Source organism: Psychrobacter sp. T6-6 (assembly GCF_052258185.1).
GTDB lineage: Bacteria > Pseudomonadota > Gammaproteobacteria > Pseudomonadales > Moraxellaceae > Psychrobacter.
Genome location: NZ_JBQQEX010000002.1, coordinates 634,914 through 647,959, shown reverse-complemented (window position 1 = coordinate 647,959; position 13,046 = coordinate 634,914). Strand labels below are relative to the sequence as shown.

Genomic DNA, 13,046 nt, shown 5'->3' with positions numbered 1-13,046 from the left:
ATGTACGGTACGCCAACCTGACGTGAAAGCAGAATGTGCTCACGAGTTTGTGGCATAGGGCCGTCAGTTGCAGATACGACTAGGATTGCGCCGTCCATCTGAGCAGCACCAGTGATCATGTTTTTAACATAATCGGCGTGACCTGGGCAATCTACGTGAGCATAGTGACGGCTGTCTGTGTCATATTCTACGTGTGAGGTGTTGATGGTGATACCACGTGCTTTTTCTTCTGGTGCTGAGTCAATAGACGCGTAGTCTTTTGCTTCGCCGCCAGAGGTGATTGCAGCTACGGTTGCGATTGCAGCGGTAAGGGTGGTTTTACCATGGTCAACGTGTCCGATGGTTCCGACGTTGACGTGTGGCTTGTTACGTTCAAACTTGGCCTTTGCCATGGGTATTTCCTCTTTTTTTGGTGAATGATAAATAAAAAGCTGTTTAATGGCTCATAATAAAATTAAATCATCATAAACCTAGCTATCAACCGCACGAACCACTGCTTCTAATCAAGCAGCACTCCGAACTAATTTTTGTATCCGTTATTATACGCTGACTTGTCTTAAATAGTCATAACTCTGTCAATACAAACCAATTTTTCTCTGTGTCATAGAACGCTTGATTCATTCCAACGTCAGCTATGACCTTTTAACTGTCTCGATGTACAAATCTATTGTATTAGCTCGATGACATCATCAAACAATCCGTAAAGTCCGTCAACATATGAAAAAGCAATCCAATGCCAATAATGTTAAAAGGCTTACGGAAAAAGAGCAAAAACACATATACCAACATTGCATAATACGTATGTAATGGGTGGAAATTAATGCTACATCTATTTGCCTGAAAAATTGGGTTCGCTATTAGGTGATCTATGTCCACCAGCATGGTCGCGAGCAAAATCAGATATGCTTTTTTCCACTCTTTTCTAAAAAACGCAATTGCAATAAAAAGAGGGAAACCAAAATGCAAGAAATAGTGTATAAATGCCTGCATATTCGTTTACCAGTTCTAATAGCGTTGATATCAAACCACCAAAACCGATATTCATTAACATGCTGACAGCACTAAAAGGCAACACCTCAGTGTCACCTTTGAATCATTATATGTCTTACTAATTTTATATGTTTCAATATTTTATATTTTCGATATCGACGCAAAGCTATATATAAATAGCAAAACAAGCATAAAGGAGATAAATAATAAATGGAGCTCATATCGAGAATTGAACTCGAGACCTCTCCCTTACCAAGGGAGTGCTCTACCGCTGAGCTATATGAGCGTATATTAAAAATCTTTGAGCTGCACTAAAAAAAATATCACGATACAGCAATAATAACTGACTGTCGTGATGATTGATTATTAGGCTTTGCGATGGTGTATATATGGAGCGGGTGGCGGGAATCGAACCCGCGTCATTAGCTTGGAAGGCTAAGGTGTTACCATTATACCACACCCGCATTTACTCTTGTTTATATCAACTCTAATCGAGAGTTGTTAAATACAGAGCATGCTTGGCGCTGTGACAAACTTTTAAAAAATATGGTGGTGGGAGAAGGATTCGAACCTTCGAAGCTTTCGCGACAGATTTACAGTCTGTTGGGTTTGACCGCTCCCCAATCCCACCTTAGGGTGCTTTGAACAAAAATGACTTTCATTTAAGACAAATTCATAAAAAGCTACTTTAAAAGAGATGGTGCCGACTGCCGGGATCGAACTGGCGACCTACTGATTACAAGTCAGTTGCTCTACCAACTGAGCTAAGTCGGCTTGTTCTCTCTAAAGTGGTGGCTATTCTATCAAATATTTTGAATGACGCAAGTCCTTTTTTATCTTTTTTTCAATTATTTTGATATAAATACTCAAGCCATTGATTACGTTGTTATTTTTTTAATAGAAAAATACAGTCGTCTTGGTATCTTGTATCCGATTTACCTGTATTTGATAAATTAAAAGAGAATAGTTAGCGAATACGCAATCCATTGCAGGCCATTTTTACGGCTTTTACCAATGCTAGTGCTTTTTTATTGGTTTCATCCCACTCAGCTTCTGGTACAGAATCAGCGACGACGCCTGCTCCTGCCTGGATATGTATCTCGCCGCGGCGCATTACTGCAGTACGAATAGCAATGGCGGTATCCATATTGCCATTCCAGCCCAAATAACCTACAGAGCCGCCGAATACCGTTCGACGAACAGGTTCTATCTCATCAATAATTTGCATGGCTCGAATTTTAGGAGCCCCTGATAGCGTACCAGCAGGAAAAGTCGCACAGAACACGTCCAATGCGTCTTTGTCAGCTTGTATTGTGCCTTCTACATTGGACGCAATATGCATCACTTGTGAGTAGCGCTCAATAAACATCTTTTCTGTCACTTTGACACTACCATATTCGCAAACGCGATCGATATCATTACGACCTAGATCAACAAGCATTAAATGCTCGGCAGTTTCTTTTTTGTCATGAAGTAGCTCCTGCTCCAGTGCCAGATCCTCTGCTTCATCTTGACCACGCTTACGTGTCCCTGCTAGCGGACGCACAGTTACCTTGCCATTTTCGATCCTAGATAATATTTCAGGAGACGCGCCGATGATATCAAATCGCTTATGGTCGTCGAGCGTATAGCCATGCACCAAAAACAGATAAGGCGATGGGTTGAGATAGCGGAGCGCGCGATAAACAGCTAGAGAGTCACCTGTATAGTCAGCAGTCAAGCGCTGCGCTGGGACTACCTGCATGACATCGCCTGCTACGATATAGTCTTTTATTTTGTTGACGTCGCTACAGTATTTATCCTTACCTGTCTGCGATGTGAATGTAGGCGTAGGCATGACTGGCGCAGACAGATTCGACGGCTCTGCCAACTTTTCTTCGATTTTTTCTAATTCACGAATGGCTGTACTGTAGCCTTCTTCAGTCTGGCAATCAGCATAAACGATTATTGACAAGGTGTTTTCTAGATTATCGAATACGATGACGCTCATTGACAGCATCAGCCACATATCTGGCATCGACATGGGATTAGGAGCATCAGATGGTCCGACACTAGGCTCAATAATACGTACCATATCATAGCCGAAGTATCCCACTAAGCCGCCACTAAAACTTGGTACAGTGGGCATATCTTCAGCCGTTGGCATCTGATACTGCGCCATCAACTTGCGGATATAATCGAAGGGATCTACTACGGCTTGTGTATCGATATGATCATTTTTTTTGATGGTCATATTGCCATCAGCATATTGTAGGATCAAATCACTACCCAAACCAATCATCGAATATCGCGCCCAGCGCTCACCGCCTACTACAGACTCAAACAGATAAGCAGAGCCATTTAGATCACGCACTTTAGAAAAGACGGACACTGGGGTCTGTACGTCCATCAAACGTTTTTTTATCAAGGGCGCATGACTAAAGCCACGATCTTTGAAAGCTTGGTATTCTTGGAAGGTCATCATAGTAACGCTCACTTTGCATCATCGCGGCAAAAACAAAACAGCACACTGTTAAATAAAATATAGCGCCAACATTTTGTTGTCATGTTGGCGCTATAAAAAAATTATTTGGATAAATAGCTAATCAAGTATTCAGCAATACTCGTTAGCACTGATAACTTAGTCTTAGTAGCCTCAATAGTCTCCTACTCCAACATTCATTCTATAGAGTAGCTGCCATAGCTAAGTTGTATCCAGGTTGAATAGGATTAAACACCGCCCATATTAAATAACCACAACGCCAGACCGATAATCAAAATCGCTAGGAAGACCCATATAAACCAGCCGCCACTCGCTTTTTTCTCTACTTGTCCTGTATGCGCTGGATTACTGATTTCTTGATCCATTGCATTATTGCCTTCAGTACCAAGATCACGATCCTGTCCTAAATTAGCTGTACCTGAAAACTGTGCACTGGCTGCTTGTTTGGCTTTTAAAACTTCAGGGTCAGCTTCTTCTTGTAACTCTGTTTTTGTTGTTTTGTCATGTTCCATTTGGTTTGCACGCTCCTCACGTATTACAGTCTCTTTATGTGCCACTGGCTGCTCTACCACTGGTTCCTGCTCTACTAACGAGGCACTCTCATTAGTTACTGTCGACTGCTCTGACGTTGTTGGTACAGTTGATTCAGATGTTGCCCCTGCTTCAACTGAAGTCTCTTCAATTTGTGCGGGCGCTGTACTGTCTGCTGCTGATAATACGTCTTCGATACCTGTTTCTTTTACTACTGGCTCTGGAGAGACTGATTCAGCAACTACGTCCTCAGTGGTAGGTGTTGTTACTGGGTCTGCTGTTTTGTCCATTGTGGTGTCTGGCGCTCTAGTTGGGTCGGTATCGACAGATGATACTTTCTCTGTATTAGAACTAGGTAGGATCTCTTCGATACCTGTTTGTTTGACGACTGGTTCGTTGCTAGCTGCTACAGGACTCTCATTTGTTTGTTCTTTAATACTAGTCTCTTCAGTAACAAGCTCATCAATAACTGGTCTATTATCAAGAGATTTTTGATCGATAGTCTCATTAGCTATGCTCTGCTCGTCAACAGTTCCCGCGGTTGTTTCTGTCTCAGTGGTTACCTCTTCTTCTGTTGCTGGTGCTAACGTTGTACTTTCTTCAGGAGTGGTAGATGCTTGTACCTGAAAGACAAAACTTGCAAAACCAAGCGTATCGTTAGCTTGTAGCACATTTGACTCGTTACCTGTGATACGTCTATCGTTGATAAAAGTACCATTGGAAGAATCCAAGTCTTTTACGTATAGCTGACCGTCTAGTACGCTCAGCACAGCATGATTGCGAGATACCTGTTTGCTACCCAGCACGACATCACTGTCGCTGCCACGGCCAACAGACAAACTATCACTAACTGTCAGTGTTAAATCGCCCAATGCCTCTGTCAATGCATTCAACTGCCACGTATTGGTTGCTGCTGTCATGTTATCTGTATTATTCGTCATACTGTAACTCCTTATTTTTCTATTAATTTTCAAACGATTTTAAGCAAATTATTATTGATGGTTATTAACTGGTCGATCTGTAGTAGAGAACATAATGTAGTCGTTATTTATCTGTCTATTTTGGTATAAAGTAAGGTTTTATCACCTTATTAAGCTCACTATACGGAATGCTCAATACGGGCATACCATAAGCATACGGGCCGATAGAATAGTGCTGATAGCGAATATTGATGCCTGTATCTGTCAACGTCACATTGTTGCTCAACATAAATGGCCAATTTTTCTCATAGCTACTGACATCGTCAGCGACCGTTTTCACCCATGTCTTGTACGCATCATGCGCGAGTGCTTCGAAACGAGGCTTCTTGCCTTTGATCAGCATATCATCGAGGGTGACTTGTTTTTCGGTACTTAGATCAAACGTCAAATACTCGCTGTATGGCATACCGTGCGCACCGCCAGTAAAAACATAAGAGTTGATTTCAAACAGCTCAAAGTTATTGACGTGACCTAAATAGACAGGCGTCACCGTCAAACTATAAGCCCACGAAACCTCTTCAGGCATATCTTGAAACTGCGACGCCGCAAAGTCATTAATCGCAGCATTCACGTCTGCTTGAGTGCTTGGCGTTTTAATCGGTGCTGATTCTGTTGGCTTACTATTGACAACCAAACTGTTAATACGTGCATTGATTGTTGTATCTATCCAGCTATGATTACTCTTGAGATATTTAACCTCAATCTCTGGGCAATTATCACGCTCAGCGCATATATTCTGAATTTTTTCTGGCAGTTGATAATCAAGATACTCTGTTTTACTGACAAGGCTACCTGCAGTTGCAGACATACTGATAGCGCCGATTAGTAAACCACTCGCCAAGGAACTAACGCGCTGAATATTCGCGGCCCTACACAATAACAGTTGAAACATAGACTTATTAAAATAGAATCGAATCATCGCTGCCATACATTTTCTTTTATAAATATAAAGTATTGCGTAACATTCTACCGTAACAATGACGCTGTATTGTAGGAACACTGTTTGTGTTTATGAAGTATTGCTAATCATTAAAAACCAATATCAGACCATAAACGATAGACAATAAAAAAGACACGGCTAGCGTGTCTTAATCGATGAAAAATAAGCGGTACAGGTGTTTTTAGTACGAATGATATTAATGCTCACGCGTACTACTGAACGTTATTTCTGGATAACGGTCTTGCATCAACTGTAAGTTGACGCGTGATGGTGCAAGATAAGTCAAATAACCACCACCATCTATTGATAACTGGTCGTGGGCTTTTTTCTTAAATTTTGCTAATGCTACCTCATCATCACAATGAATCCAGCGTACGGTGGCAATCGATACCGGCTCAAACGTACATTGGACTTTGTACTCTTCTTTGAGACGATGCGCGACCACCTCAAACTGTAGTACACCGACCGCACCCAAGACCAAATCATTATTAATCTGCGGCATGAATACCTGCGTTGCGCCCTCTTCACTCAGCTGCTGTAACCCTTTTTGCAATGCTTTTGATTTAAGCGGATCTTTTAGCACCACCCGGCGGAACAGTTCAGGCGCAAAGTGAGGAATACCAGTAAAGCTCAGCTCCTCACCTTCCGTGAAGCTGTCACCGATAGAGATTGTGCCATGGTTATGCAAACCAATAATATCACCTGGATAAGCCTCTTCTAGCGCCTCGCGGTCACCGGCCAAAAAGGTTAGCGCATCAGCAATACGGACATCTTTACCCAGACGCACGTGCTTCATCTTCATGCCCTTCTCGTACTTACCAGAGCACACGCGCAAGAACGCAATGCGGTCACGGTGACGCGGATCCATATTTGCCTGAATCTTAAAAACGAAGCCTGTGAAATCAGTCTCGGTTGCTGAGACTTTACGTTCCGTCGTTGGATGGGCTTTTGGCGGCGGGGCATATTTGACTAAGGTATCAAGGACCATGTTGACACCGAAGTTGCCCAATGCCGTACCGAACAATACTGGCGTCATCTCACCTGCTAAGAACGCGTCAACACTGAACTCTTCTAGCGCCATTTGTACCAGCTCTAATGACTCTTCAAACGCATCAAACATCAACTGCCCAAGACGCTCACGTATATCCGGATAGTCATAGCCCTCGCGAGTCTCAGAGACGGTCATTTTGCCGCCGTTGCCTTTTTCGTAGAGATAGGTTTTGTCTTCTGCAAGGTGATATACCCCAACAAAATCCTGCCCCATACCAATTGGCCATGTAACAGGTACGCATTTAATCTTGAGCACCGCTTCGATTTCACTCAGCAGCTCAAGCGGCTCACGAATCTGACGATCGAGCTTATTAACGAATGAGATGATTGGCGTATCGCGCATACGGCACACTTCCATCAGTTTGATGGTTCGTTCCTCGACACCCTTTGCCCCGTCGACCATCATCAGTGCGCTGTCTACGGCGGTCAATGTACGGTAAGTATCTTCACTAAAGTCGGCGTGACCTGGGGTATCTAGCAGGTTGACCATGTGATCCTTGTACGGGAACTGCATGACAGACGTGGTGATCGAAATACCACGCTCTTGCTCCATGCTCATCCAATCTGAGGTCGCATGACGATCAGTCTTACGGCCTTTGACTTCGCCCACTACCTGAATTGCTTGACCCCATAACAGCAGCTTTTCGGTCATGGTGGTCTTACCTGCATCGGGATGCGAGATAATAGCGAAGGTGCGGCGCTTGGCCACTTCTTTGTTTAATTTCTTTGGATCTACACTCATAGTTTTTGGCTTCAACCTTAACTTCAAAAAGGCTGTCTTTTAGACAGTAATCTAAATAAATAGAATAAATAATGAGCGTATTGTAGCCGATTTAGCGTTAGGGTGCAGAGTTAGCGTATAAAAAAACACGCTCTCTCAGTCAGACAAAGCGTGTTAACAAAATTTTTAACCGTCATCGTAGAGCTTGCTTGATTTTAATAATAGCGCTTTATTTGCTCAGCTAAGAAGTCGCCAGCCACCTCATTGACCAGCGTACAATCTACCACGCCAAAGCGGCTGTCTGTATTTGGATTAATACTGCCCTTAGCAACATAGTGTGCCTCATAGATATCCTTTCCATATTCAACGCCGCTATATTCATAAGCGGGCTGATTATTATATGCAAAAAACATCACTTGCGCCGCTGCTTGCTTGTTTTCTATACCCACACCGAACTGAGAGGTTCTATGATCTCTATCATCGCTAAAGCGCTGTTTGGCCGCATCAAGCCATTTCTCTAATGACGAGTAGCCAGTCTTGTTCTTGTCATTAAATGCCCAAAATGAGCGTTCGCTTGTCACGACCGGAATGTAACAAACCGATCCTTCAGGAAAGGCAACATTAGAAGGAATATTAGCGTATTTGCTCAAGGCTGTCCGAATACCACGGCGGTCTTCGATATTCGTGCCAGCGCTATAACTGTTGGCGTTTAATCCTGATAAATTAAGAGTTTGATAGGTGGTTTCGTAGTCTAGTTTATTATTGCTGTTTTTTTCATAAATGGGACGTTTGACGGTGCGGTTACTGACTTCGATGTCTTTATTCTCGAGTCGACCTTCGAAGTCGTTTGCTAGTACCGTTCTGTCTAGATCGTTAAGACTCTGATTGCTATAACTATTGATGAGATTGGTGGTTTTGATATCACGTGCACCAGTACGGTAGGTTTCATCGATTCGGGCAATGGCAGTATCATTGGCTTTACTATCATAGCTACTATCAAAGCTTGTCAGCGTTATCGTGCTACTACCAGAACCATAAGAGGCGCCGTCCTCTTCTCCGCAGCCCACTACAGTAAGTGCTGCCACAGATAGAACACCAGATATTGCAACCACTCTATTCATCGAACACTATCCTTATGAGTCAGACTCTATTATCTGTTTTGAGGAGATTAGGACGGATTAAAAGTCTATTATAGCAATGCCTATAGTGATGGACACCTGTAGCACTACTAATGCCTGCCAGTACTTATTCAATAGGTCCTAATATCACCGATGCTGATATGCCTTGCTACTTAAACTGTTCATGCAAGCTTTATTCAAGAATCATTTACAAACTTGTTGTAAATATTTACTACTAACTCACTGAGCTGCCTTAATGATTTGCTATCCTAGATTGGACATTTAGATTTACCACTTCAACATAAAAACTCAAAACAAAGGATGTGTCATGAAATCTCTATATTCTACAAAATCTACGGTTACTGGCGGTCGCATGGGTACAGCAACCTTGAGCGATAGTGATCTTGAAATCAACATGGTACCACCAGGCGGTAATCAAAAAGGCAACAACCCTGAGCAGTTACTCGCTATGGGTTATGGTGCTTGTTTTGATGGCGCTCTAGGCGTGGTCAAAAAAATGGAAAGCGCCACGTTTGGCTCAACTGTTGAGACCTCTGTCGATCTACTACAAGGCGAAAACCACGAATATAAGCTTGCTGTAAAAATCCATGTTATCGCTGATAACACAGACCTATCTGCTGATGACATCCAAAAACTGGTCGAAAAAGCGCATGAAGTATGCCCATACTCAAAAGCAACCAGCGGCAACATTGATGTCGAAGTCACTTCAGAAGTAAAATAACGCATTATTAGACTTACTATCAATAAGTAATTAAGAATAAGTTAATTATAAAAGAACTCAGCTGGTCTGGGTTCTTTTTTTATTTGACATTTTGGTGAAAAACTAGGGAGTGTTCCTATTTTAAAAATGGTAATAAAAATGAAATAAACCGCAGGCAAACAAGGAAAATAGTGCAGACAATATCGAGATATTAACCAGCTATTTGACGCCGTTTGTCAAAGATTTAGCCATTTTTAGCCCATTTAGTGATAAGCGTTTGAATTAGGGACATGCCCTAATACCACTACAATATCTCGTAACGGTTAAGGAGTTCGGCACACGCGGATTTTATCGTTATAATAAGAGCATATTTCTATCTAATAGCTGATAAGTGATTTTTATGACTGATAATATAGCCGACAATACATCTGGTAATACGACCAGCAATGACCACCACTCCCATCAAGCGCTAGATCCAAAAGCCTTGCCAAATTTTGACGATATGCCTAACGTTGCGCTGATGAATACCAGTCATGTGGACAAAGATCAGCCTCCATTTATCTTGGTCGATGGCTCTTACTATCTGTTTCGCACCTATCACGCTCTTCCAAAGACCATGCAAAACTCGCAAGGTCTAATAACCAATGCGATCCGTGGTACTTTGAATGCGCTGCTAAAATTGATGCGTCGTTATCACCCCACTCATATGGCGGTCTGCTTTGACACCAAGTCACCGACTTTTCGCCATCATATGTCACCTGACTATAAAGCCGCCCGTCCGCCTATAGACGTAGAGCTGGTAGAGCAAATTCCTTATATCCATCGTTTGGTCAGCGCGCTAGGTATTCCGCTGCTACGTATCGAAGGCGCAGAAGCGGACGATATCATCGGTACGCTTGCCCATCGCGCGGTCGAGCAAGGTCATCATGTGGTCATCTCAACGGGCGATAAAGACATGATGCAGCTGGTCAATGACTGTGTGATATTAGAAGACAGCTTTACGGGTAAAGTCACGGACACGCCAGCGGTGATCGACAAGTTCGGTATCAACCCAAACCAAATGATTGACTTTTTGACGCTCATGGGTGACAGCTCTGACGGTATCAAAGGCGTGCCGGGTATCGGTAAAAAGACCGCGAAAGATTTGCTGGTTGAGTATGGTGACATTGATAACATGCTCAAGCATATTGGCTTTATCAAAGGTCGCGGCGCCAAAGGGTTGATCGAACACGCCGATGACATTCCTTTTAATAGACAGCTCGCTACCATCGTCACCAATCTACAAATCGGTCAGGACTGGAACGATCTAAAAATCAATACCGATCCTTGCGCGTATATAGATGAGCTGCGCGACCTATACAATGAGCTTGAGTTTAGAAACGAGCTGGCATCGCTTGATCATCCAAACCATCCTGCAAATGGCTCAAAGAGTGTCGAGGATAGCCAAGCCAATGCTGAGTCACAAGCACAAGTCGCCAAATCGCTGCAAGCAAACAGCGGCGATGACATCAAGGTCAACCATCAGGATAAAGCGTGGCATACTGTGCTCGACAAGCCCGCGTTTGATAGCCTGGTCGAATTATTAGAAGCAGCGCCGCATTTCGTCATCGATACCGAAACCACCAGCGTCCATTGGCGCGAGGCCCAAATCGTCGGTCTATCGTTTGCTGTGCAAGCACACGAGGCTTATTATGTGCCACTCACCCACAGCTTAGAAGGTGACGAGCTAACAGCAAAACAGCTCGATCGTGATACGGTATTGGCACGTTTAAAGCCTGTGCTAGAAAACCCAAATATCGGTAAAATCGGACAGCATCTAAAATACGACGCACATATCCTCGCACACTATGACATCGACTTAGTTGGTGCGATACATGAGCAGCCAAACAACTGGGCGATGGATACCATGCTGGCAAGCTATGTCATTAACGCAGCAGCTACTCGCCACGGTATGGACGATCTGGCGCGCCATTATCTACAAACGCAGACCATCAGCTTTGAGGAAATTGCAGGTAAAGGCGCGAAACAAGTCACCTTTGACCAAGTAGCTATCGATATTGCGAGTGACTATGCTTGTGAAGATGCCGATATCACCTATCAATTGTTTGACGTGTTCAGCGTTGAGCTGGCAAATGATGCTAACAATGCCAAATTACTCCACGAGTTGGAAATTCCAACGGCTGAGATACTTTGTCAAATGGAAGCGCATGGTATTCTCATCAAACGCTCATTTTTGAACGAACTATCAAAGCGCTTTGACGAAGAAATCATCGCGCTCGAGCAGCGTGCCTACGAGGTGGCGGGTGAAGAGTTCAACTTAGGCTCGCCAAAGCAGCTCGGCGAGATGTTGTTTGATAAGCTCGGCGTCCCTGGCGGTAAGAAAACCAAATCTGGTCAATATTCTACTGGTGAAGCGGTCCTATCGAAAGTCGATCACCCGCTAGTCGATATTACCTTAGAGTATCGCGGATTATCCAAGCTCAAGAGCACTTATACCGATGCGCTCGATAATGTCGCAGATAGCGAGACTGACCGTGTCCATACCAGCTATCATCAGGCATTAACGAGCACAGGTCGTCTATCATCAACCGATCCTAACTTACAGAATATTCCGATTCGTACGGCGACTGGTCGCCTGATTCGCCAAGCCTTTATCGCACCAGAAGGTCGTGTGATCTTAGCGGCGGATTATTCACAGATTGAATTGCGTCTGATGGCACACTTCTCAGGCGATAGCAACCTGACTCATGCCTTTAACGAAGGTCTAGATATTCATGCTGCCACTGCTGCCGAAGTGCTAAGCAAAGAGGTCGCGGACGTTACGCCAACGGAGCGCCGTAATGCCAAGGCTATTAATTTTGGACTGCTATATGGTATGAGTGCTTTTGGACTTGCCAAGCAGTTACAGATGAGCCGAGGTGAAGCACAAGACTACATTGATATGTACTTTGAGCGCTACCCAGGTGTCAAAAACTATATGGTCAATACGCGCGCTAGTGCGTACGAGCAAGGCTATGTCGAGACGATATTGGGTCGTAAACTCTATACGCCTGATATCAATCATAGCAATCGTATGGTTAAGCAAGGTGCCGAGCGCGCGGCAATTAATGCGCCGTTACAAGGCTCAGCCGCTGATCTGATTAAGCTTGCCATGATTGCCGTTGATAAAGTACTGCCTAAAGATCAGGCCAAAATGCTGCTACAGGTTCATGATGAACTCGTTTTTGAAGTAGATGCCGATAAGGTAGACGCGGTTAGCCAATTGATTACGGATGCCATGCAAGATGTCCTAGCGACCACCGCTGTCGATAAAGGCTGGGATGTTGACTTTGCAGTGCCGTTATTGGTTGAGACGGACAGTGGTCAGAACTGGGATGAAGCACACTAATTATTGATTTTGGGGAGTTTATAGCTCCCCACAACGTAAAGATAACATGGGTTTTGTGCTTTTATACTTACCAATACTGACAGTCAAACTTAACCCATTGTTTGCTATGTTTAGTCAGTTAGTAC

General features: G+C 43.7%; 9 protein-coding genes and 4 tRNA genes. 2 read left to right on the top strand and 11 right to left on the bottom strand.

Annotated features, from left to right (window positions below; genetic code table 11):
- The 11 genes from ACTXGL_RS05925 to ACTXGL_RS05875 form a co-directional block, all read right to left on the bottom strand.
- A partial coding sequence (locus ACTXGL_RS05925) for a GTP-binding protein (RefSeq protein ID WP_443525523.1) occupies nt 1-392 on the bottom strand: 392 nt, incomplete at its 3' end.
- A 280-nt stretch (nt 393-672) separates the two neighbouring features.
- Nucleotides 673-990, bottom strand: coding sequence for a DUF6122 family protein (locus tag ACTXGL_RS05920; RefSeq protein WP_319051780.1), 318 nt, complete (start codon nt 988-990; stop codon nt 673-675).
- A 211-nt stretch (nt 991-1,201) separates the two neighbouring features.
- Nucleotides 1,202-1,276, bottom strand: a tRNA-Thr gene (locus tag ACTXGL_RS05915).
- Nucleotides 1,277-1,380: 104 nt separating this feature from the next.
- A tRNA-Gly gene (locus tag ACTXGL_RS05910) sits at nt 1,381-1,454 on the bottom strand.
- A gap of 83 nt (nt 1,455-1,537) precedes the next feature.
- A tRNA-Tyr gene (locus ACTXGL_RS05905) sits at nt 1,538-1,621 on the bottom strand.
- 67 nt (nt 1,622-1,688) lie between these two features.
- Nucleotides 1,689-1,764, bottom strand: a tRNA-Thr gene (locus ACTXGL_RS05900).
- 193 nt (nt 1,765-1,957) lie between these two features.
- Nucleotides 1,958-3,454, bottom strand: coding sequence for an anthranilate synthase component I (gene trpE, locus ACTXGL_RS05895; protein WP_443525521.1), 1,497 nt, complete (start codon nt 3,452-3,454; stop codon nt 1,958-1,960).
- Nucleotides 3,455-3,699: 245 nt separating this feature from the next.
- A complete protein-coding gene (locus ACTXGL_RS05890; protein WP_443525519.1) occupies nt 3,700-4,944 on the bottom strand; it encodes an FHA domain-containing protein in 1,245 nt (414 codons plus the stop codon).
- Between the two features lie 115 nt (nt 4,945-5,059).
- Nucleotides 5,060-5,791, bottom strand: a complete 732-nt coding sequence (locus tag ACTXGL_RS05885) for an RsiV family protein (RefSeq protein ID WP_443525517.1) — start codon at nt 5,789-5,791, stop codon at nt 5,060-5,062.
- A gap of 328 nt (nt 5,792-6,119) precedes the next feature.
- Nucleotides 6,120-7,715, bottom strand: coding sequence for a peptide chain release factor 3 (locus tag ACTXGL_RS05880; RefSeq protein WP_443525515.1), 1,596 nt, complete (start codon nt 7,713-7,715; stop codon nt 6,120-6,122).
- Nucleotides 7,716-7,909: 194 nt separating this feature from the next.
- The gene (locus ACTXGL_RS05875) at nt 7,910-8,815 is read right to left on the bottom strand and encodes a hypothetical protein (RefSeq protein WP_443525513.1); all 906 of its coding nucleotides are present in this window, start codon (nt 8,813-8,815) and stop codon (nt 7,910-7,912) included.
- 325 nt (nt 8,816-9,140) lie between these two features.
- Between ACTXGL_RS05875 and ACTXGL_RS05870 the strand changes: the two genes are divergently transcribed.
- Entirely contained in the window at nt 9,141-9,554 is a 414-nt protein-coding gene (locus ACTXGL_RS05870) for an Ohr family peroxiredoxin (protein ID WP_319051787.1), read from the top strand.
- Between the two features lie 379 nt (nt 9,555-9,933).
- Nucleotides 9,934-12,921 carry a DNA polymerase I gene (gene polA / locus ACTXGL_RS05865; protein ID WP_443525511.1) on the top strand — a complete coding sequence of 996 codons (2,988 nt, stop codon included), beginning with the start codon at nt 9,934-9,936 and terminating at the stop codon, nt 12,919-12,921.
- The last annotated feature ends 125 nt before the right edge of the window (nt 12,922-13,046 follow it).

What these genes read in the sequence shown, in the direction of transcription:
- polA (WP_443525511.1), top strand. Translation starts at nt 9,934, where the DNA reads ATGACTGATAATATAGCCGACAATACATCTGGTAATACGACCAGCAAT.
- trpE (WP_443525521.1), bottom strand. Translation starts at nt 3,454, where the DNA reads ATGATGACCTTCCAAGAATACCAAGCTTTCAAAGATCGTGGCTTTAGT.
- ACTXGL_RS05875 (WP_443525513.1), bottom strand. Translation starts at nt 8,815, where the DNA reads ATGAATAGAGTGGTTGCAATATCTGGTGTTCTATCTGTGGCAGCACTT.
- ACTXGL_RS05870 (WP_319051787.1), top strand. Translation starts at nt 9,141, where the DNA reads ATGAAATCTCTATATTCTACAAAATCTACGGTTACTGGCGGTCGCATG.
- ACTXGL_RS05880 (WP_443525515.1), bottom strand. Translation starts at nt 7,715, where the DNA reads ATGAGTGTAGATCCAAAGAAATTAAACAAAGAAGTGGCCAAGCGCCGC.
- ACTXGL_RS05920 (WP_319051780.1), bottom strand. Translation starts at nt 990, where the DNA reads ATGCAGGCATTTATACACTATTTCTTGCATTTTGGTTTCCCTCTTTTT.
- ACTXGL_RS05890 (WP_443525519.1), bottom strand. Translation starts at nt 4,944, where the DNA reads ATGACGAATAATACAGATAACATGACAGCAGCAACCAATACGTGGCAG.
- ACTXGL_RS05885 (WP_443525517.1), bottom strand. Translation starts at nt 5,791, where the DNA reads ATGTCTGCAACTGCAGGTAGCCTTGTCAGTAAAACAGAGTATCTTGAT.